Source organism: Isoalcanivorax pacificus W11-5 (assembly GCF_000299335.2).
In the GTDB taxonomy this organism is placed as follows: domain Bacteria; phylum Pseudomonadota; class Gammaproteobacteria; order Pseudomonadales; family Alcanivoracaceae; genus Isoalcanivorax; species Isoalcanivorax pacificus.
This window is the reverse complement of record NZ_CP004387.1, coordinates 1,043,920-1,064,293: the sequence shown is the minus strand read 5'-3', so window position 1 is coordinate 1,064,293 and position 20,374 is coordinate 1,043,920. Positions and strand designations below refer to the sequence as shown.

18 protein-coding genes and 1 pseudogene are annotated in these 20,374 nt (G+C 60.6%); 9 read left to right on the top strand and 10 right to left on the bottom strand.

The window, feature by feature from the left end:
- Positions 1–24: 24 nt before the first annotated feature.
- Positions 25–387 carry a periplasmic heavy metal sensor gene (locus S7S_RS04995; RefSeq protein ID WP_008737306.1) on the top strand — a complete coding sequence of 121 codons (363 nt, stop codon included), beginning with the start codon at positions 25–27 and terminating at the stop codon, positions 385–387.
- Positions 388–448: 61 nt separating this feature from the next.
- Here the strand turns inward: S7S_RS04995 and aceF are convergent, their stop codons facing one another.
- The 5 genes from aceF to S7S_RS19980 all read right to left on the bottom strand — a co-directional run bounded on the left by aceF (position 449) and on the right by S7S_RS19980 (position 9,107).
- Positions 449–2,059, bottom strand: a complete 1,611-nt coding sequence (gene aceF, locus S7S_RS04990; RefSeq protein WP_008737304.1) for a dihydrolipoyllysine-residue acetyltransferase — start codon at positions 2,057–2,059, stop codon at positions 449–451.
- A gap of 32 nt (positions 2,060–2,091) precedes the next feature.
- Positions 2,092–4,791, bottom strand: a complete 2,700-nt coding sequence (gene aceE, locus S7S_RS04985) for a pyruvate dehydrogenase (acetyl-transferring), homodimeric type (RefSeq protein WP_008737303.1) — start codon at positions 4,789–4,791, stop codon at positions 2,092–2,094.
- Between the two features lie 220 nt (positions 4,792–5,011).
- Positions 5,012–5,860, bottom strand: coding sequence for a regulatory signaling modulator protein AmpE (locus S7S_RS04980; protein WP_008737300.1), 849 nt, complete (start codon positions 5,858–5,860; stop codon positions 5,012–5,014).
- A complete protein-coding gene (ampD, locus tag S7S_RS04975) occupies positions 5,857–6,423 on the bottom strand; it encodes a 1,6-anhydro-N-acetylmuramyl-L-alanine amidase AmpD (protein ID WP_008737298.1) in 567 nt (188 codons plus the stop codon). The genes S7S_RS04980 and ampD overlap by 4 nt, the downstream gene beginning before the upstream one ends.
- 44 nt (positions 6,424–6,467) lie before the next feature.
- On the bottom strand, positions 6,468–9,107 hold the full coding sequence (locus S7S_RS19980; protein ID WP_238582939.1) for a DUF1631 domain-containing protein: 2,640 nt from the start codon (positions 9,105–9,107) through the stop codon (positions 6,468–6,470).
- 359 nt (positions 9,108–9,466) lie between these two features.
- Between S7S_RS19980 and S7S_RS04965 the strand changes: the two genes are divergently transcribed.
- From S7S_RS04965 to S7S_RS04945, 5 genes are all read left to right on the top strand, one after another.
- The gene (locus tag S7S_RS04965; protein ID WP_008739591.1) at positions 9,467–10,822 is read left to right on the top strand and encodes an alanine/glycine:cation symporter family protein; all 1,356 of its coding nucleotides are present in this window, start codon (positions 9,467–9,469) and stop codon (positions 10,820–10,822) included.
- Positions 10,794–11,660, top strand: coding sequence for a carboxylating nicotinate-nucleotide diphosphorylase (gene nadC, locus S7S_RS04960; RefSeq protein WP_008739588.1), 867 nt, complete (start codon positions 10,794–10,796; stop codon positions 11,658–11,660). The genes S7S_RS04965 and nadC overlap by 29 nt, the downstream gene beginning before the upstream one ends.
- A gap of 58 nt (positions 11,661–11,718) precedes the next feature.
- Positions 11,719–11,970 (top strand): hypothetical protein, encoded by a 252-nt coding sequence (locus tag S7S_RS04955; RefSeq protein ID WP_008739587.1) that lies wholly within the window; start codon positions 11,719–11,721, stop codon positions 11,968–11,970.
- The gene (locus S7S_RS04950; RefSeq protein WP_144401595.1) at positions 11,970–12,758 is read left to right on the top strand and encodes a nucleotidyl transferase AbiEii/AbiGii toxin family protein; all 789 of its coding nucleotides are present in this window, start codon (positions 11,970–11,972) and stop codon (positions 12,756–12,758) included. The genes S7S_RS04955 and S7S_RS04950 overlap by 1 nt, the downstream gene beginning before the upstream one ends.
- A 138-nt stretch (positions 12,759–12,896) precedes the next feature.
- The gene (locus tag S7S_RS04945; RefSeq protein ID WP_008739585.1) at positions 12,897–13,271 is read left to right on the top strand and encodes a hypothetical protein; all 375 of its coding nucleotides are present in this window, start codon (positions 12,897–12,899) and stop codon (positions 13,269–13,271) included.
- Between the two features lie 184 nt (positions 13,272–13,455).
- On the opposite strand, the gene S7S_RS04940 is transcribed toward S7S_RS04945, so the two are convergent.
- Positions 13,456–14,529 carry an Rpn family recombination-promoting nuclease/putative transposase gene (locus S7S_RS04940; protein ID WP_041025931.1) on the bottom strand — a complete coding sequence of 358 codons (1,074 nt, stop codon included), beginning with the start codon at positions 14,527–14,529 and terminating at the stop codon, positions 13,456–13,458.
- A gap of 246 nt (positions 14,530–14,775) precedes the next feature.
- Here S7S_RS04940 and S7S_RS20180 point away from each other — a divergent pair, with 246 nt between their 5' ends.
- From S7S_RS20180 to S7S_RS04935, 3 genes and pseudogenes are all read left to right on the top strand, one after another.
- Entirely contained in the window at positions 14,776–15,231 is a 456-nt protein-coding gene (locus tag S7S_RS20180; RefSeq protein WP_008739576.1) for a transposase, read from the top strand.
- Positions 15,141–15,383: pseudogene (locus tag S7S_RS20175) on the top strand (transposase); the annotation flags it as partial. The gene S7S_RS20180 and the pseudogene S7S_RS20175, both read left to right, overlap by 91 nt.
- Positions 15,384–15,563: 180 nt before the next feature.
- Positions 15,564–15,830 (top strand): hypothetical protein, encoded by a 267-nt coding sequence (locus S7S_RS04935; protein WP_008739575.1) that lies wholly within the window; start codon positions 15,564–15,566, stop codon positions 15,828–15,830.
- 36 nt (positions 15,831–15,866) lie between these two features.
- Here S7S_RS04935 and S7S_RS04930 read toward each other — a convergent pair whose 3' ends face one another.
- The 4 genes from S7S_RS04930 to S7S_RS04915 form a co-directional block, all read right to left on the bottom strand.
- Positions 15,867–16,859: a transposase gene (locus S7S_RS04930; protein WP_008739573.1), complete on the bottom strand. Its 993-nt coding sequence runs from the start codon at positions 16,857–16,859 to the stop codon at positions 15,867–15,869.
- A 147-nt stretch (positions 16,860–17,006) separates the two neighbouring features.
- Complete coding sequence (locus S7S_RS04925; RefSeq protein ID WP_202966526.1) at positions 17,007–18,101, bottom strand: acyltransferase family protein; 1,095 nt, start codon at positions 18,099–18,101, stop codon at positions 17,007–17,009.
- A gap of 246 nt (positions 18,102–18,347) precedes the next feature.
- Positions 18,348–19,508 (bottom strand): serine hydrolase domain-containing protein, encoded by a 1,161-nt coding sequence (locus S7S_RS04920; RefSeq protein ID WP_169745548.1) that lies wholly within the window; start codon positions 19,506–19,508, stop codon positions 18,348–18,350.
- A 225-nt stretch (positions 19,509–19,733) separates the two neighbouring features.
- Positions 19,734–20,201 carry a pilin gene (locus S7S_RS04915; RefSeq protein WP_008739567.1) on the bottom strand — a complete coding sequence of 156 codons (468 nt, stop codon included), beginning with the start codon at positions 20,199–20,201 and terminating at the stop codon, positions 19,734–19,736.
- Positions 20,202–20,374 lie beyond the last annotated feature (173 nt).

The following is a 20,374-nucleotide window of genomic DNA, read 5'->3' as shown; positions in this document are numbered from 1 at the left end:
GATGAATCAACAGGAGCACAGACCATGCAACACTCTCTGAGAAAGACACTGATCGGTACAACCCTGGTTTCCCTGCTGGCCGTATCCGGCCTGAGCCTGGCCGGCCCGCGCCATGACGGCCCACGGGGTCCTGAGCAACGCCTGGCACATCTGAGCGAAGTACTGTCGCTGACCGATGACCAGCGCGCCGCCATGGAGGATATTTTCCGCGAGCAGGGCCAGGCCATGCGTCAGTTGCACGTGGAAACCGAGAGCAAGATCGCCAGTGTGCTGACCGAAGAACAGGAAGTGAAACTCAAGGCGATGCGCGATGAGCGCCGCGAGAAGTGGGAAGAACGGCGTGAGCACCGTGACGAACGTCGCGCAGAGCGTGGCGAGAGAAACTGACCCCCTTCCCTGAAACGAAAAATGCGGGCATGCCCGCATTCTTCGTTTCGTGGTGGCGTGATTACAGCAACGCGCGCCGCATATCCGCCAGCACACCGGACAGATACGTAATAAAGCGCGCCGCGTCCGCCCCGTCAATCACCCGGTGATCATAGGACAGTGACAGCGGCAGCATGTCACGGGGCTCGAATTCCTTCCCGTTCCACACCGGCTTTTTCTGCGTGCGGCTGACGCCCAGGATCGCCACCTCTGGCCAGTTCACGATCGGCGTAAAGGCCGTGCCACCGATACCGCCCAGTGAGGAAATGCTGAACGTGCCGCCCTGCATGTCACCCGGCGCGAGCTTGCGATTACGCGCCTTCTCCGCCAGCTCACCGACTTCACGGGCAATCTCCACCACGCCTTTTTTGTCGGCATCACGCACCACCGGCACCACCAGCCCGTTCGGTGTGTCCACCGCCACGCCGATGTTGATGTAGTGCTTCTGGATCAACGCTTCACCGCCGTTTTCCAGCGAACTGTTGAAGTGCGGGAATTCGCGCAGTGCCACCGCGCAGGCTTTCACCAGGAACGCCAGCATGGTCAGCTTGGCGCCGGATTTCTGCAGGCGCTGGTTCTCGCTCTGGCGGAACGCTTCCAGCGTGGTAATGTCCGCGTCGTCGAACTGGGTGACATGTGGAATCGTCACCCAGGCGCGGTGCAGGTTGCTGGCAGACACACGACGCAGCTTGTTCAGCTCCACGCGCTCGATCTCACCGAATTTGCTGAAGTCGATTTCCGGCAACTCGATGCTGAAACCGCCGCCAGCGGACGCCGCCGGGCGCTCGCTGAGCAGGGATTTCACATGGGCGTGCACATCGTCTTTCAGGATGCGGTTTTTCGGGCCGGTGCCCCGTACGCGCGCCAGGTCCACACCCAGCTCGCGGGCCAGTTTGCGCACCGCCGGGCCGGCGTGGACCGGCCCGGACGGGCCGCTGTCGCTGCCGGCAGGCCGCGCAGTGTCCGGGGCCTTCGCCGGCGCGGCGGGTTTTTCGTTGGCGCTGGCTTTCGGTGTTTCCTCTGGTGTGCCGGCCGGTGCCTGTTCCGGTTCAGCGTCGCCGGCACCTTCCAGTTCCAGCAAGGCATCGCCCGTGTTCAGCTTGTCGCCCACTTTCACTGATACCGACTTCACCACCCCGGCAGCCGGCGCCGGAATTTCCAGCGACGCCTTGTCGGATTCCAGCACACCGAGGATCTGCTCCGCGTCGATGCGGTCGCCCGCCTTGACGTTCAGTTCGATCAGTTCGGCATCCTTGATATCGCCGAGATCCGGCACCTTCACCGTTTGCGAAACGGCTTTCGCCGGTGCAGCGGCCTTTTTCTGTTCAGGCGCGGCCTGGGCCGGCTTTTCCTCTGTCTTCGGGGCAGCAGGCTTTGCTTCCGCCTTGGCGTCATCCGCTGTTTCCACTTCCAGCAGCGGATCGCCTTCCTTGACCCGGTCGCCTGTGTTGACCAGCAGCTTCAGTACCTTGCCACCCAGCGGCGCCGGCACTTCCACGGTGGCCTTGTCGGATTCCAGCACCACGATGGTGTCTTCCGGCGCAATCTGGTCGCCGGCCTTGACGGATACCTCGATCACATCAACAGGATCACTGCTTCCTGTGTCGGGCACCTTGATGATTTCAACGCTCACGCGTCACTCCTTCTTGTGGAAGTTGTTGTCATTCAGGCCCGGGCGGGATTGACCTTGTCCGCGCTGATGCCGAATTCCTGCATCGCCTTGCTGACCACCGACACTTCCAGCTCACCGGCATCCGCCAGGGCTTTCAGTGCCGCGAGGGTGACAAAGCGACGGTCCACTTCGAAAAACTCGCGCAATTTGGCGCGCGAATCGCTGCGACCGAAACCGTCCGTGCCCAGCACCTTGTAGGGGGCGCTGATATAGGGGCGAATCTGGTCGGCATAGATTTTCATGTAATCGGTCGCCGCCACTACCGGGCCGCTGCGGCCGTCCAGGCATTGGGCAACCCAGCTCTGGCGCGGTTTGTCTTCCGGATGCAGCATGTTCCAGCGCTCGGCATCCATACCGTCACGGCGCAGCTCGTTGAAGCTGGTAACGCTCCAGACATCCGCCTCAATGCCGTATTGCTCGCGCAGGATATCCGCAGCCGCCTCGACCTCGCGCAAGATGGTCCCGGCCCCGAGCAACTGCACCCGTTTTGCTGCTTTCTTGCCCCTGCCGGGCTTGCCTTCACGCAGCAGGTACATGCCCTTGCGAATGCCTTCCTCGGCACCGTCCGGCATCGGCGGGTGTGCGTAGTTTTCGTTCATCAGGGTGATGTAATAGAACACGTTCTCCTGCTCGCCATACATGCGACGCAGGCCGTCCTGCAGGATCACCGCCAGTTCGTAACCGTAGGCCGGGTCGTAACTGACACAGTTCGGCACGGTGCTGGAGAGGATATGGCTGTGGCCGTCCTGGTGTTGCAAGCCCTCGCCATTGAGCGTGGTGCGGCCCGCCGTGGCACCGAGCAGGAACCCGCGCGCCTGCAGGTCGCCCGCCGCCCAGGCCAGGTCGCCGACGCGCTGGAAGCCGAACATGGAATAGAAAATGTAGAACGGCACCAGCGGCAGGTTGTGATTGCTGTAGCTGGTCGCCGCCGCCATCCAGCCGGACATGGCACCGGCCTCGTTGATGCCTTCTTCGAGAATGCGGCCCTTGGTGTCTTCGCGGTAGTACATGACCTGGCCGGCATCTTCCGGCTGGTATTTCTGGCCACCGGCGGAATAAATGCCCAGTTGCCGGAACATGCCTTCCATGCCAAAGGTACGCGCTTCATCCGGCACGATCGGCACGACACGCTCGCCAATGCCTTTCTCCTTGATGATCGCCGACAGCATGCGCACGAATGCCATGGTGGTGGACAGTTCACGCTCGCCGCTGCCTTCCAGGAAGGTATTGAACACACTGAGCGCAGGCACCGGCAGGGTTTCCGATTCACGCCGGCGCACCGGCACGCTGCCGCCCAGCGCCTTGCGGCGCTCGCGCAGGTAACGCAACTCGGCGCTGTCTTCATCCGGCCGGTAGTACGGCAGGGTTTCCAGTTCCTTGTCGGAGAACGGCATGTTGAAGCGGTCGCGGAAGCCCTTGAGGCTGTCCAGATCCAGCTTCTTCATCTGGTGGGCCTTGTTCACCGCTTCACCGGCGCCGGTGGCATAGCCCTTGATGGTTTTTGCCAGAATCACGGTCGGCTGGCCGGTGTGGTTCACTGCCGCGTGATAGGCCGCGTAGACCTTGAACGGATCGTGCCCGCCCCGGTTCAGCGCGTAAATTTCCTCGTCGGTCATGTCGGCGACCATTTCCTTCAGCTCGGGGTATTTGCCAAAGAAATGCTCGCGGGTGTAGGCGCCGCCGTTTTTCTTGTAGGCCTGGTACTCGCCATCGACGCACTCTTCCATGCGGCGGCGCAGCAGGCCCTGGGTGTCACGTTCCAGCAGCGGGTCCCACAGACGGCCCCAGACCACCTTGATCACGTTCCAGCCGGCCCCCCGGAACAGGCCCTCCAGTTCCTGGATGATCTTGCCGTTGCCGCGCACCGGCCCGTCGAGGCGTTGCAGGTTGCAGTTGACCACGAAGATCAGGTTGTCCAGATGCTCGCGCCCCGCCAGGGACAGCGCTCCGAGGGATTCCGGTTCATCCATTTCCCCGTCGCCGAGGAAGGCCCAGACCTTGCGCTGCTGCGACGGGATCAGTTCGCGGTTCTCCAGGTACTTCATGACGTGCGCCTGGTAGATCGCCTGGATCGGCCCCAGGCCCATGGACACGGTCGGGAATTGCCAGAAATCCGGCATCAGCCAGGGGTGCGGGTAGGATGACAGCCCCTGCCCGTCCACCTCGCGACGGAAATTGTTCAGTTGCTCTTCCTTGATGCGGCCTTCCAGGAAGGCGTGGGCGTAGATGCCTGGTGCAGAGTGGCCCTGGTAGTAGACCAGGTCGCCGCCGTGCTCCTCGGTGGGCGCACGGAAAAAATGATTCAGGCCGACATCGTACAGCGTCGCCGACGAGGCGAAGGACGCAATGTGCCCGCCGAGTTCATCGTCGTTGAGGTTCGCGCGCATCACCGTGGCCAGCGCATTCCAGCGCACCAGGGAACGGATGCGGCGCTCCATGAACATGTCGCCGGGGAAAGTCGCTTCGTCGCGGGTATCGATGGTGTTCAGGTAGGGAGTGTGAAGATGGGAACGGTACAGGCCCTGGTCCTGGGCAATGTCGGTGAGGCGGTTGAGCAGCCAGGTGGCTCGCTCGGGGCCCTCTTCCTCAACCACGGAGCTGAGGGCTTCCAGCCATTCGCGGGTTTCATCCGGGTCGGTATCGTCAAAAAAAGCGTCGAGAATCTTGTTATTGAATACGCCACGTTTCTTCATGGGGTGATGCGTCCTTTTCGCTGTACCCGGGTTGACCAGGCATGGACTCACCAGGGCGGGGGTCACCCGACCATCTGGCATGGTGTGATCGGCGCGCGGGGTGGGCGCACCTTGGCGCCAATCCTGACGCAGTGTGACTTCCGGGTCAACTTAGATAAAGGTCGAAACATGTTTCAAATCAACCGACTAGCCCTCCCGCCACAGGCTGGAATCTGGCCGGTCAGCCGGCCAGCACGGTCCACAAGGCACCGAGAATCAACCAGATAGCCAGGCAACGCAGCAGCATGCCCTGGAGCGCCTCAAGCTGGTTCGGCCCCTGTTCTGCCTCAACGCTGTCCAGCGCCGGGATATCCAGGGCCGCCGCCGCCGCATCGTTGAGCAGCGCTTCGCTGTTATCCAGTTGCAGGATGCGCCCGCGCACGGCGTCGGCGACCCGTCCAAAGTTGCCTGCCAATGCCAGGCACAGCACCAGCAGGCGCGCCGGCATCCAGAACAACGCGGTGTGCATCATCCACGCCGGCCCCTGGCGGTCTTCGGCGTCGTTGCGCAGCATGGCCAGGTTCAGCACGTACAGCAGCGCGGCCCAGTAGCCCAGTGTCAGCAGCCAGAAAAGGGTGGCGAACAATTGCCGCGCATCCTGTTGCAGAATGCGGCGCAGCAGCGCGCCGAAATAACCGGGGGCCTCAGGTGTGCCGGCCATGCCAAAATGCGCTTCGGCGCCTTCGGCAAAACGCGCCGGGTCGTTCATGCGGCTGCGCACCAGCAGGTCGTCCACGTGACGGAATTCGCTTTCGCCGCCCAGCAGCCAGAGCAATAGCAGGCCACCGGCGATGAACCCCGGCAGCCCCCAGAGCATCTCGTGCAGCAGGCCCAGCACCAGCGCCACCACGAGTACAGGCAGCGCCACCAGCACCAGCCAGCGGGGTACGCCGGTCAGGCCGAACGGATCGGTTTTTTCGCGCCAGCGGTCCAGCGCGTGGCTGACACGATGCCGGTCGAGCATCCATTGCGGCCAGGTGAAGTCCAGGCGTCTGAGCGCCAGCACCAGCAACAGCACCAGGAATTTCATTGTTCCGTGTCCTCCTTGGCCGCGAGCAGGCCAGCCAGCCGCGTCCAGTCAAAAGCCGGGCCGGGGTCGGTCTTGCGGCCCGGCGCGATGTCGCTGTGGCCCACTATCGCATCTGCGGCGATGGCCGGGTAGGCCCGGCGCAGAGCCTGAATCAGTTCGGCCAGTTGTCGATATTGTGCGTCGGTGTAGGGTGTCTCGTCGGTCCCTTCCAGCTCGATGCCGATGGCGAAATCATTACAGTTGTCGCGCCCGCGCCACTGCGACTGGCCCGCATGCCAGGCACGACGATCGCAGGCCACGTACTGGCGCACGGCACCGTCGCGGCGGATCAGGAAATGCGAGGACACTTCCAGGCCGGCGATGCTGGCAAAGTACGGGTGGGCATCAGGGTCAAGGCGATTGGTGAACAGCGCGTCGATATGCGGGCCGCCGAATTCACCCGGCGGCAGGCTGATGTTGTGCACCACGATCAGGCTGATATCGGCCGGGTCCGGGCGTTCGCCGGCGTTGGGGGAATCCAGGCGGGTGGCCTGGTCGAGCCAGTGGTCGGTGAGTGTCAGCACGGTGTGTCCGGTCGGCGGTGCATCGATGGCCGTGCCGGTCGTCGTCAGGGTTGCTGCGGGCGCTGCATCCTGCGCAGATCGCCGATCACGGCTTCCAGCGCCCGGTCGAACAGGGCGCCTTCCTCGATGAGTTTAGCGGCCCCGTCCCGCAGCGCAACGGCCAACGACATGGCGCTGTGCTCGCACACCTTGATGCCGCGCCGGTTGATGAACACCATCTTGTCGCCGCTGCGCAGGTTGGCGGCCAGGCGGCAGCGCTGTGTCTCGTCACCGTCGCTGAATTCCACCCACTGGCCTGGCCGCAGTCCGCGCAGGGCACGCACTTGCGGATGGTCCGCCGGCAGTGCCTTGCCGGCATCGACCGGCACCGGGGCCACGCTTTCCTCGATCTGCGGTTTTTCCGGCGCGACCATTTCGCGCGGCGTTTCCAGCCCCTGCAACAGTTGCTGATGCAGTTGTTGCAGGCCCGCCAGCAAGTCGCGGGTTTCCAGCGCGTCGTAACTGATGCGCTCCAGCCCGCTTTTCAGGCTGTTGAGCAGCTTCGGGCTGAGGGTTTTCAGGCGCTCCAGTGCCGCCTGTTCCTGATGCGGCAACACCGACCAGACCACGGCATCGACCACTTTTACATCGCGCGCCCAGCTTTCCGACTGGTCGCCCTCACGCAGGCAGGTGAGATACAGCACCTGTTGCCAGGCCTGCCGCAGCAGGCGCACCGCCAGCGCCGGCAATGGCCGGCCGGCCATGCGCGCATCCAGCACCTCGGCGACCGACAGCCGCGCGCTGTCGGCACGGGCGCGCCCCTCTTCCACTTCGCGCAGACGCGCCTCGACGCGCTCGGTGTGCTGCGTCTGCCGCTGGAAGAAATCGCCGAATTCCGCCAGCAGCGTGGCAAACAGCGACACGTCTTCCTCGTAATCGTTGAGGATGCGGAACACGGCCTGTTCGATCTGCTGATACAGCTCGTCATCCAGGCCCTGCACCGGGCTCCACTGGGCACCGGCGCGCGCCAGGGTGTTGAGCAACTGGCGCGCGGGATGGTCATCGTTGCTGAAGAAACGCTTGTCGCTGATCGCCACTTTCAAGAGCGGAATCTGCAGGCGGCTGATCAGCGCCTTGACCTCGGTGGCCAGCCCCTGATCATCCAGAATGAAATCGAACAGCATCGAGACAAGGTTAATGACGTCGTCATCAGCCTGTTCGAGTGCGTGTACGCCGTCACCGCCGAGGTCACTCTCCAGCAGGCTGGACAGGCCGGCGCGGACATCCACATCTTCCGGCGTGTCCCGCTGCTCACGCGCTTCGATGGAGGATTCCAGCCGTTGCAGGCGGTTGAGCATGCCCATCAGGTCACTGGAATTGACCGGCGTCACCTGCGTGCCCGGTGCCAGCGGAACCCCGTTCACCACCGGCACACCGTTGTGCATAACGGCGATATTGGTCGGCCCGTCCGTGGCTGCGGCCACCGGCAGGCCAGCGGGCAGACCCGCCACGCCGCCCACGCCGCCCACGCCGCCCACGCCGCCCACGCCGCCCACGCCGCCCACGCCGCCCACGCCGCCCACGCCGCCCACGCCGCCCACGCCGCCCACGCCGCCCACGCCGCCCACGCCGCCCACGCCGCCCACGCCGCCCACGCCGCCCACGCCGCCCACGCCGCCCACGCCGCCCACGCCGCCCACGCCGCCCACGCCGCCCACGCCGCCCACGCCGCCCACGCCGCCCACGCCGCCCACGCCGCCCACGCCGCCCACGCCGCCCACGCCGCCCACGCCGCCCACGCCGCCCACGCCGCCCACGCCGCCCACGCCGCCCACGCCGCCCACGCCGCCCACGCCGCCCACGCCGCCCACGCCGCCCACGCCGCCAGCCGGCAGACGCAACGCCGATAACAATTCCTGCAACAACCCGAACATCTGGGCGCCATCGCCGGCTTCCGCCGCACCTGTGGCGCTTGCCGAAGGCCGCGCCGCGCCAGGTGACCGGGCCGGGCGAATGGGTGGCGCCTTCAGGTCCGGCAGGATGCCCGCGTCCACCAGGCACTGGTTCGCCTCGCTGACAACAAAGCCGATTTCCGACAACACCATGCGCTCGAACAGCTTGAACACGATCAGGGCGCTGCGGATGTCCATCTCCAGCTTGTCCACGCATTCTCGGAAGCACTCCGCCACCTGGCGCGGCTCAAGCGGATTGTGGCGTTCGCCAAATTCGCGGCGGCCCTCGAACAGGTATTCCAGCCGGTGATTGAAAATCCGCAATTGCTGCTCGCAGGGGGCGCGCACGCGGCGCGCCATATTGTCGATGGCAACGCCGGTTTCCACTTCGTCTTCATTCACCAGCGCCAGGCTGTCGATATCAATGTCCTGGTTGTCCAGCACGCCCTGCCCGCGTTCACTGGCCAGCGTCCGGAAGCTGTTGTGCAGTGCCTGGCGGAAACCGGCTTCCAGCCCGGCGCGCTTGACGCGCAGCTCCCGCATGGCATCGAAATAACGGTCGCGCTCGCCGTCTGCGGCGCTCTCCGCCAGATCAAACAGCCGGTCGTCGGCACCGTCGAGCATGCCGGAAAGGTACTTGCCGAGCAGTTCCGTGGCACGCTGCTGCACCTTGTCCAGGGGACGCGGCAACGGGCGTGGGCTGTTCTCGGGTTTACCGCCGTCCACGGGCATGAGACGGGCTACCTTTTTCATGACACGCTCCACCTGGCGCCGCCGGGGAGGTGAGTCAGCGCATACTGCATCACGTATTGCCCGGCGGCCGGCTGTTTTCAGAGGAATAACTGTCCAGGGCACGCTAACACGGCTTAGGGTGAACGGATTATGAACGGGTTGGCATATCAGTATTATTACTGAGCTTCACGCGACGACCGGTGATTCACCGGGGGCGACAGCGGCCACCGCCTTCCGCTAGGCTTGCAGCGGGACACGCGCCAGGCCGGTGGCTTGGCGCAGGGGATATCTCTCGGATGAGTGCACGTCTGCACTCACCCATTCAGCGCAGGTCAGGATTGCGGTTCCAGTGGACACCGCGTTGCCAGGAGTTGTGGAACATGGAAGCACTTGCCGCCGCCCTCAAGACCATTTCGGGGATTGTCTGGGGGCCTCCCATGCTGCTGCTGATCGGCGGCACCGGCCTCTACCTGACACTGCGGCTGGGCTTCCTGCCGCTGCGCCAACTGGGCTTTGCCTGGCGCCAGCTCCTTGGTGGCCGGCGGCATGGCGAAGGCACCATCGGGTCGCGCGCCGCGCTGGCGGCAGCGCTGGCCGCCACCGTCGGCACCGGCAACATCGCCGGCGTCGCCACGGCCATCCATAGCGGTGGCCCCGGCGCGCTGTTCTGGATGTGGCTGATCGCGCTGGTCGGCATGGCGACCAAATATGCCGAAGCCGTGCTCGCCGTGCATTACCGGACACAGGACGGCAAAGGGGAATACGTCGGCGGCCCCATGTATTACATCCGCAACGGCCTGGGCCAGCGGTTCGGCTGGCTGGCGGTGGTCTTTGCCGTGTTTGGCATGCTGGCCGGCTTTGGTATCGGCAACTCGGTGCAGGCGCACTCGGTCGCCGATGGCCTGTCCTCCACCTTCGGCATTCCGCCGCTGGCAACCGGCCTGGTGCTGGCCGTGCTGGTGGCGCTGGTGGTCCTCGGCGGCATCCAGCGGCTGGCGCATGTCGCCTCGGCCCTGGTGCCGCTGATGGCCCTGGCCTATGTCGCGGCGGGCCTGATCGTGCTGGTCACTCATGCCGAGGCACTGCCCGATGCCGTCGCCCTGATCATCAAGAGCGCCTTCAACGGCACCGCCGCTGCCGGCGGGTTTGCCGGCGCCACCGTGTGGGCGGCCATCAGCTTTGGTGTGGCACGCGGCATCTTTTCCAACGAAGCGGGCCTGGGCAGTGCACCCATTGCCCATGCCTCGGCCACCACGGATCATCCCGCCCGGCAGGGCACCATCGCCATGCTGGGCACCTTTATCGATACGCTGATCATCTGCACCATCACCGGGCTGGCCATTGTCGCCACCGGCGCCTGGGAAAGCGGCCAGGACGGCGCACCGCTGTCGGCGCTGGCCTTCTCCGCCACCTTCGGCGCCTTCGGTGAAACGCTGGTCGCTGTGGCTCTGGCCATCTTCGCGTTCACCACCCTGCTGGGCTGGAGCCTGTATGGCGAGCGCTGCGCGCAGTATCTGTTTGGCGACCGCGCCGTGGTACCCTTTCGCGCCATCTGGGTGCTGGTGGTGCCGGTGGGTGCCGCTCTGAGCCTGAAAATGGTGTGGAGCATCGCCGACATCCTCAACGCCCTGATGGCCGTCCCGAACCTGATCGCGCTGCTGCTGCTGAGCCCGGTGGTAGTGGCCCTGACAATCGAGTTTTTCCGACATGACCGATCCCGTAACACCCCGCCCTGAACTGCCCGAATGGGCGCGCGCCGACCTGCCCGGCCAGGTCGCCGCAGCCCTGGCCGAAGATGTCGGCAGTGGCGACATCACTGCCGAGTTGATCCCGGTCGAGACCGACGCCAGCGCACGGGTGATCACCCGCGAAGACATGGTGCTGTGTGGCACCGCCTGGGTGAATGAAGTGTTCAATCAACTCGGCGGGCAGGTCAGCGTGGCCTGGCAACACCAGGATGGTGACCGCGTTACCGCCGGCGATACCCTGTTCACCCTCCAGGGCCGCACGCGCACGCTGCTGACCGGCGAGCGTACCGCACTGAACTTCCTGCAAACGCTGTCCGCCGTCGCCACCAGCGCCCGCCACTACGCCGACAAGGTGGCCGGCACCGGTGTCACCCTGCTGGACACCCGCAAGACCCTGCCCGGCCTGCGCACCGCCCAGAAATACGCCGTGCTGTGCGGCGGCTGTGCCAACCACCGCATCGGCCTGTACGATGCCTTTCTGCTGAAGGAAAACCACATCGCCGCACACGGCTCCATTGCGGCCGCCGTGGCGCAGGCACGCGCCCTGTACCCGCAGCGCTGGATCGAGGTGGAAGTGGAAACCTTCGAGGAACTGGACCAGGCCCTCACCAGCGGCTGCGACATGATCATGCTGGACAATTTCAGCCTGGACGACATGCGCGAAGCCGTGCGCCGTGTCGACGGCCGCGCAAAGCTGGAAGCCTCCGGCGGCATCACCGACGAGACGCTGCTGGCCGTGGCACAGACCGGGGTGGACTACATTTCCATTGGTGGGCTGACCAAACATGTGCAGGCCATTGACCTGTCGATGCGGGTCACGGGCTGAACTCACGAGTCTCTGGCGGGCAATTGCCCTCGCATACCTCGCTGGTTAGTATTTGCTCATGATGCCCAACGAGTTCGGTACAGCACGCGGCGCGCTTGTCACCACGTATGACAAGCCGCTGTTGAAGGCCCTTATCTGGCAAGGTCGCCATAACGACGTCTTGCCGGAAGAAGAGGTGCTGGCCATTTATGAGCGCAATTGGGATTTCGCCGGCTTGCTCGCCACGCCGGATGCTGCAGAACTCGATTTTATTCATACGCTCGGCCAGCGCCATCGTAGCTGGCTGGCGACGGCCACCCTCGCAGCATAGTGGCCGCCGCTCTCCTGCAACCTCACCATCAACGTATCGCCAGGGTATTGCAGTGGCTGAATGCCCCCTTGCTGAGCGAAATGGGTGTCGTATTTGGCGGTGGCACGGCGCTAACCTTCCTGCTTGGAGAATATCGCCGCAGTGACGCTATTGACTTGATCATCAATCACCTTTCGCCCGGACAGGATCGTATTGCACTGCTCAATGCCCGCCATGGCCCGGCATTTCTGATTGATGGCCCGGCGCCTGACGGCATTGAAATAGGCCCCTTTCGCGCCCACCGCGACAAATATGCAGGGAGCTTCATCGTCGACAACATACCCATCCGTTTTGAAATCATCTATGAAAGCCGGGTCACCATCCCGGCCGGCGAAAGGCATCCCGGCATTCCAATCTGCCACGCCCCCCTGCCCACACTTGCCGAAATGAAATGGCACGCGTTACTGGACCGAGGCTTTGATAACGGCGTGCACCGCAGAGATCTTTATGACCTGGCCATGCTGGCCCGGCATGGCGTGGATATTGTCAAAGCACTGCGGTGCGCCGCCACCACCTTGCCCTCCGTGCCAATAGTCTGCCGACAGATCATGGAAAGTGCAGATGCCTACGCGGTACGCCGGGCCGACTATCGCTTTCTTGATATTCCGGATGAGCAGGCACCGGCGCTATATGAAGGGCTATGCCTGGTTGCCAAAGCGCTCGGCCTCCCTCCGGCACTGCCCTACCCCTTTGAAATAGCCGCTGGAAAGCCTGACACGGAGTGTCGTCTGCCACCCTCGGATCTTTGATACGGCACACGACGGCAGCCCCGTTCAACAGCACGCGTATCCCGGATGTAAAATACTGCCCGATCGCCTGAACCAGGCTACAGGCACGCCGGTCACACGCTAGACTGGGTCAGCACAGCCCCGTTAACGGAGGTCACCATGCGATATTGTTCAACATCCCTGCTGATTGCCTTGTGCGGCACCGCCCTGCTGGTTGCGGGCTGCGCCTCATCCAAGCGCGTCGTGATCGACGACAAGGGCGTGGACCCGGCCGCCTATCAGCAGGATCTGGCCGAATGCCAGACCATTGCCGATCAGGTCACCACCGGCCGCGACGCTGCGGGCGGGGCCTTGGGTGGCGCAGTCATTGGTGGCGCGCTGGGCGCGATCTTTGGCAACAGCAGCACCGCCGGGCGCATGGCCGGTGGCGGTGCGGTGATCGGTGGTGCCGGCAAGGCCGGCGAGGCCGAACAGGAGAAGGGGCAGGTGTTGCGTAATTGTCTGCGTGGGCGGGGGTATCGGGTGCTTAACTGAGGGCACCGGTCAAAGCGAACAGGATCTAGCTTTACGTCAGCCCATGTGCCCAATCGGTGGGTCAGAGATTGCGTCGCGTCCCGAACTGCGCGAGACACACGGTGTACCCGCCAACAAAAAATCCGCCGCCGCCAGTCCAAACGGTCTACGCCGACAGAAAGTACCGTTTTAGGTACATGGGCAATTAGCGAAACACGTCCTCAAGGCTGCCCACTTCATAAGGCTTGTCGATCCATTGCTCCAGTTGCTCCCGGCTCGCCTGGGCCAAACGATCTTCCACCCATGCCGGTACGTTGCCAAAGCGGCGGATCAACTGGCGCTGCAAAATGGCTCTGGCTTCCCGCAGCGATCCTTGCTCTATGCCTTGCTCTATGCCTTGCTCTATGCCTTGCTCTATGCCTTGCTCTATGCCTTGCTCTATGCCCTCTTCGCGTCCTGCAGCAATACCCTCTTTCCTGCCCGCAGCGATACCTTCTTCCCTCCCTGCGGCGAGACCTTCCCGGCGATACTGTGCCTTCCACTCTCGTATTCTGTCTTCGAGCATGGTGTTCGCCTCCTGTAAGTCATTGATCTCGCGCCAATGTGTCGCCGGATCCAGGCTCGGGCCGCGGCGCCGCAGCCACTCCACAAAGTGACGGCGCAAATCCGCCATTTCCGGGGTACTGAGCCAGTCTACCAGAAGCACCAAGACCCGCTGAAGCGCCTCCGGTGATGTACTGTGCTCAAGCTGGAACAGGGCCGCCACCAGATTTCGCTGCGTTCCCGGCACCTTTGTGTGCACGCCCTCATCCAGCAACAGAAAGCGCTGTTGCGGCTGAAACTCCTGCAAGGCTGCCGGCATCGCCTGGATCAGCGCATCCAGCGTGATCGGCGCACGCCAACGGCGTTTGCCATTGTAGAGTACGATCGGCAGCACGGGCGGCAAGCGCCGCTCCTTGTCCAGCTCTTTACGCTTTATCAGATCCTGATACAACAGGCTGATATAGCTCATAATGCGTACCGGCATAAAGCGGTCCACTGTGGACTGGAATTCCAGCAGCAGGTAGATGTAGACCCAGCGTGGCCCCCAGCGCACCCGCCAGACCGCATCACTATGCCGGCTGCGCAGGTCATCGCTGATGTAACTGCCGTTCATTTTCTCCAGCGAGTCGAAATCGAGCTCGCCGACCCAATCGCCTGGCACAAAACCGCGCAGCAACTCCTTGATCATCTCGGCGTGGGAAAACAACAAACGGTAACTGGTATCGTGCTCATCCATGACAGACTCAATCTGAAGACAGATGTCAATCTTCTCAGGTGAGCCAACCCGATTGCGTCCGGGAAACACGTAAAGTGCCGTAAGCGAAAGCCGTTTTGATGTGTAAGTGAATGGCCATGCCAGAAGCGGACGGCCGATTGGATTGCTCGCCTCACCTGCAGCCATTCTAGGACAGCCATTCTAGAAGCTGTTTCATAACTTGAAATAGTCTATTCTTTGCTCTCCACGAGCTATATTCTTCCGTCGATGAAACGTCTGCAGTCAGAAGTTACAGATGAGCAATGGAATAAGATCAAAGCGCACCTCCCAGCCCCGCCTCGTGGACGAGGAGGCCCGAAACCGATAGACAATAGGCGATGTTTCGAGGGCATCTTGTGGGTGCTCCGCTCTGGCGCGCGCTGGCGGGACCTGCCAGCCCACTACCCATCGCCGAGCACCTGCTGGCGCCGTTTGCAGTTCTGGGAAGACGAGGGCGCCTGGTTAAATGCCTGGCGAGCGCTGTTGAGGGAGATGGATCGCAAATCTCTCCTGAACTGGCAGGAAGTATTCTCTGACGGCAGTTTTGCCTCAGCAAAAAAAGGGGCCTCGAAGTCGGGAAAACCAAGCGCGGAAAGGGTTCAAAGTGGATGGTGGTGGTCGACGGCGAAGGTGTTCCTCTTGGAAGCACCATTACCTCGGCCTCACCAGCAGAAGTCAATTTGATTGAGCCTTTGCTGGACGGGGCATACGGTCGCAGCAAAATACGACGGCTGATATATGACCGAGCGGCTGACTCTGACCCACTCAGGCAGAGACTGGCCAAGAGACGTATAGAGCTGATCTGTCCACATCGCAGCAACAGAAAGCCATTCTAGGACACGCATAAACTATCTCTTCCTGGTTTTCACGGCATGGTTTTTCCGGGATATCTCTTTCTAGGGCACACATAAATTATTCATGGCACCACACCTGAACCGACGACTACCTCTGTAAGGCTGGCCGCCACTTCACGCTTGTGCACAATCCGGGGCACACCCACAACCCAAGGCGCCACCATGCTGATCAACGATCCGAAACAAGCTGGGGAAAAGTATTTTCATGAAATGCCGGAGGCAAGACTTGACTTACAGGTGCTCCCAGAACAAAAACATGAGGGGTTGCATCTGACCAGCGAGTGCAAAAATTACAGAATCAGGCTTATCATTGTGTTCAATGCCCATTTCAATGACGCGGAGAAACAACAGAGGTTCGGTTTCACCGTTATAGCGCCGGCATGCCGCCAGCCAACCCAGGCGCAGGACAACGATTCCGGAGCAGGCTGAGTTTGCCATGGCGCAGACGATCAACCGCCTGAATCTCTACCCCAAAGCACAAGCAAATTTTTGTCCTGAAACCCAGCGCCGCCCTGTCGAGGCTGCAAAGGCTTGCAACCGGACCAAGGAACCCAGCGCCAATGGAGCGCGGCATTTTCTCGGGGTCATATGACTCAACCATACGCGCTGGTCGATACCCAACCTTTGAAGTATCGCGGCAGCCTCTTTAGCAATAAAACCTCGCTTTCCCGCCATGATGGCCCGCCCAGTGGCATCTACCAACTCCAGGTAATCAAGCAGCCGCACCCCATGCAAAGTGCATTCTTCGTCGGCTCCTGTCGTGTGTTCGTCCACGAACGGCAATAACTGCGGAACACTCATTCCTTCTTCTCGCTCACTTTTCTCCAGTGCCACACTACGTTGCCGTACCGATGTGTACGCAGAAGCTTCCGGTGTTTCTGCCAGCCCGGCCCGAACAGGGTTCAAATCCACATAAGCCATGCAACGTAACAATGATTTCTCATCCAGCAGCGCCTGGCTCTTGTAACGGCTTTCCCAGAAGCGACCAGTACATTTATCTTCCTCGTTGGCTCGACGTGCCAGATGTTCATTCAGGCACTTCATGAACCAGCCGAGATCAAACAGGCGGGCACGCCAACTTTCAATAATTTCCATGGCTCTGCGGCTTTCTGCTGCGTCAGCAGAACCTGCTTGCCAACGTATCACCAGTGGATGGCCTGAGAACAATCTCATCCAGCGGCAAGCTACCTCCTCAGCCGGCCAGGACTGTGCCTTGTGCCGGTCAATCTTCACCACAAGATGGTAATGATTGGACATCACCGCGTAAGCGCACAGGTCTACAGCAAAGACTTCCGCCAGCAGCGCCAGCCTGTCGACCGCCCATTGCCGGCGATGCTCGTAATCCTGACCTGAGTAATGGTCCCTGCCACACAGAAAGGCACGCCGAACACAGCGGCAAATACAGTGGTAGTACGGCGTGTCATCCAGGGATACCTGGGATGCTCGGGATTGGGTCATGGCAGCGCTCCTTGCTTGTCGAATTGCCACGATAACCAGAATTAGCCCGCACCGCTGTCAGCCTATGAACCGAATCCGTGTAAGAGATCGTCTAATTCGTGCGTGTCCTGGACTTCTACCGGACCTGTCGCTTTGTTAAGAGATTAACTAATTCGTGCGTGTCCTAAACTGCATTTCCTGGACTTCGGTCCTGGACTTCGCTGACCTACGGTAAAAACGGCGCTCGACGAAACGGTAGCTGATCATCGCTGCGAGCAAGCCCAGCCCCCCCCCGACCAGTAGCGTTTCAGGCCATTCCCAACCCCACTCCCGTAATATACGCATAAACAGGTAATGCCACAGGTACAACCCGTACGACAAATTGCCGATCCACACCAACAGCCGACTCCCGAGCCAGGCAGGTTGCGCCAAGATCAGCAGGGCGGCCCCAATTTCCGCAAGCGTAAAGCCGTAGCGTGCAGTGGGGAGCCAATGAGTGCTATAGAAGGTCATAGAGAAGGCCAGCAGTAGGAATGCCGGCCATGCCCACCGCGCATTGATCCGACAATTCAGGTAACCCAGCAAGCATCCCAATAACAGGCCGCTGGCCCGGGTATCCGCTCGCACATAGAAGTCCCAGAGATTGGGGAAATTCTCTGCAGCCCACCAACGCCAAGCAGTGGCTAGCATATACAGTAAAATCAGGCTACAGATCACGCCACGGTGACGAAAGCGCAGCAGCACAACAAGCAGCAAAGGCCATAGCAGGTAGAACTGCATTTCCACTGCCAGGCTCCAGACCTGGCCCAGCACCGCCACGCCAGCACTCAGGCTGGCTGCGTAGTTTACCAGATAGATTGCAGACCAGCCGGCGTCTTGCGCATGCTTTTGCCACGGTGTTTCAATAAATATCAGGGGAGCCACTAGCATATAAACCAGCAGAAAAACCCATAATGCAGGCGCCAATCGACGTAGTCGCCGGACCATGAAAGCACGATAATCTATCCGCCCTGCTTGCTCATGTTCTGCAACTAACAGCCTGGTGATCAAGTAACCTGACAATACAAAGAAAATATCGACACCGAAAAACCCCCCTGACAATGAAGGCACCTTCGCGTGATAAAAGACGATAATCAGCGCAGCTATCGCGCGCAGTCCATCTAGGCCTGGACTATAGCGCATGCTGGCCAACTGTGACGCCGAAGCCACCTGATCAGCCTTATTCACGTTTGCGCTGTTTTTCATATTGCTGGCGAAAAGCACGTTCCTCGCGGCCTCGAAGGTATCGCACCAGAAGAAAAGCACCGCAAGCGAGAATAGTCATCGCCATCACGACCAGATCGACAACTGGCGGGATCATCCGATGCCATTGAGGCTGAACCGTGATGGCCCTGACACAAGCGCCACAGCGCAATAGCTAGGTACACAGCGATAAAGCCGGAGGAATCATAAAATAGCAAACGCGAAAATCGCTTTGGATCAGGCGCCATCTGCTTCCCCAACATTTTTTCAATGTAGCGTGTAGTACTCGCTCAGCTCGCCATATGCAATATCTTTTATCTTGTCCATCTTTTCCTGCATCTTACGAGGCATTCCATTGCCCACCCAGACAAGCACTCCACCATGATTATCAACCATTACCATTGATGAAGCACCAATCAAATTACCGCTCTGGATATAAGCAACCAGCGGATCATCCGGACGCTGGTAAATATTGAACACATGTCCATAGCACGAACGGAAACGCTCGCGACTGCAGAGGATATCGGCCTCAACCTCCCGCAGGGGATGCCGCTCGCGGGCCAACATACGGTTAATCAGCTTAGCATATCCCAAGGCACTGCCGGTTAGCCCAGCAGAAGAGGACAGCGCCTCGAAATCAAAATAGCGATAATAATTTTCCATATAAAAATCGCTATTCCTGAAATCATATTGAACTTCATCAGACAGATAAGGCCCATCCACAAACTTCAAATCATAATCGCTCAAAGCGTAACGGCGCTCTACAAGTGCCCTGAAGGGCTCTTCGTAGACTCGCTCCAAAACGACACCAAGTAGGCAATAGCCAAGATTTCCATACGCGTGCCGAGCCCCTGGATCGAAATCGAGCGTCACTTTTTCTAGATTGGACAACTCGCTTGGACACCATGGTGTTTTTGCATGCATAAACATAGTGTCGGGTGTCCGCGACCGATCAAACCCAGCGGAATGATTCAATAGCTGGCGAAGAGTCACATCGCGTAAGCGCTCATCCGCCAGATTGTTCACCTCCGGAAGGTAGCCCAATAAAGGATCATCCAGCGCCAACTTCTGTTCAAGGGCCGCTGCCAATATTGCATCCGCAGTAAGTACTTTGGTGGCACTGGCAAACCTGAATCGCAACTGCGGAGTAACCATCTCTCCCCATGCTTGATCGCGCCATCCGTGCTCACAATGAGAAAGGTCACCATTGGGTGAGATGTACGCAACTTGGCCAGCTAAAGATCCTCCATGCCAAGTCGCCGTCTTCGAAAATCTCTCAAGCCAACCAGGGGAACCTGGAGAACATTTAGCAGCCAGCCCAAACACTACAGATTCAATCGGGAATATAAGCCGGGGCAAAACAAGAGGGCGCACCACCTTAAGATGTGCAATAACAGTTATCATCAAAAATACAGCGGCGACAAGCACGACACACCTGCGATCGACAGGTCTAGATAGTATATTTTTCATTTGTCATTTTTTACGGCATACAATTACTATATTTTTCTTATAGGGAGAATCCACTCTCCCTGATTATCTTCTTACTCTAATTCAGCACACTCCAACTGCACCACCTATAAAAAAAAGCACCCCCGGATTATGGCAGGTGCTTTTCCAAAACAAATTTAATGCCTTATAGAATGGCTTTAGTCATCAGCCGCCGGTAGTCGCAGGACAACCGGAAGGAGCAAACTTCGCGTCAACAGTGGTTGAACAGGCCCAAGTACCCTGATCGTCACGACTCCATGTCAAGCCACTACCCGATATTGCGGAAGAAGCATTTTGGCCGAAGGTAGCATCGATCGAAGCCGTATTGTCCGCAAGACTGATGGTCACATCAGGGAAGCCTTCACCAGACTCGTCCTCATCACCACCTCCGCCAAGCAGGTTGCTTGCGGTCATGCCTAGCTGACATGGAGGGGTAGTGGTAGCATCCCGACCTTCCATCATGCATGTCTCAACAATGGTGCGCAGCGCACCAGTTTCACTCATCACACGGCTCACCTGCGACCGCGCAATATAATCCTGATACTGCGGAATCGCGATCGCCGCCAGAATACCGATGATCGCCACCACGATCATCAGTTCGATCAACGTAAAACCTTTCTGCACCTGTTTCATACCAGTCTCTCCAGTCATCTTGGTTCTAAAGAATCTTTTTATTGACCCGCCCCCCCGGTCCAGTCCCCGGCGGCAGACGACACAAACTTTGTAATGCATATTGCAGGCCAAAAGCAACGGACGCAGATCAAAAGCCTGACTGACTGCCGTTTTTTCCGGCGTGGCTTGCAAAT

Excerpts from the sequence above, each read along its gene's own strand:
- S7S_RS04965 (WP_008739591.1), top strand. The coding sequence starts at position 9,467 with ATGGAAGCACTTGCCGCCGCCCTCAAGACCATTTCGGGGATTGTCTGG.
- nadC (WP_008739588.1), top strand. The coding sequence starts at position 10,794 with ATGACCGATCCCGTAACACCCCGCCCTGAACTGCCCGAATGGGCGCGC.
- S7S_RS20180 (WP_008739576.1), top strand. The coding sequence starts at position 14,776 with ATGAAACGTCTGCAGTCAGAAGTTACAGATGAGCAATGGAATAAGATC.
- S7S_RS04980 (WP_008737300.1), bottom strand. The coding sequence starts at position 5,860 with ATGAAATTCCTGGTGCTGTTGCTGGTGCTGGCGCTCAGACGCCTGGAC.
- S7S_RS04955 (WP_008739587.1), top strand. The coding sequence starts at position 11,719 with ATGATGCCCAACGAGTTCGGTACAGCACGCGGCGCGCTTGTCACCACG.
- aceE (WP_008737303.1), bottom strand. The coding sequence starts at position 4,791 with ATGAAGAAACGTGGCGTATTCAATAACAAGATTCTCGACGCTTTTTTT.
- S7S_RS04995 (WP_008737306.1), top strand. The coding sequence starts at position 25 with ATGCAACACTCTCTGAGAAAGACACTGATCGGTACAACCCTGGTTTCC.
- S7S_RS04945 (WP_008739585.1), top strand. The coding sequence starts at position 12,897 with ATGCGATATTGTTCAACATCCCTGCTGATTGCCTTGTGCGGCACCGCC.
- S7S_RS19980 (WP_238582939.1), bottom strand. The coding sequence starts at position 9,107 with ATGAAAAAGGTAGCCCGTCTCATGCCCGTGGACGGCGGTAAACCCGAG.
- S7S_RS04940 (WP_041025931.1), bottom strand. The coding sequence starts at position 14,529 with ATGGATGAGCACGATACCAGTTACCGTTTGTTGTTTTCCCACGCCGAG.
- S7S_RS04915 (WP_008739567.1), bottom strand. The coding sequence starts at position 20,201 with ATGAAACAGGTGCAGAAAGGTTTTACGTTGATCGAACTGATGATCGTG.
- S7S_RS04930 (WP_008739573.1), bottom strand. The coding sequence starts at position 16,859 with ATGACCCAATCCCGAGCATCCCAGGTATCCCTGGATGACACGCCGTAC.
- S7S_RS04935 (WP_008739575.1), top strand. The coding sequence starts at position 15,564 with ATGCTGATCAACGATCCGAAACAAGCTGGGGAAAAGTATTTTCATGAA.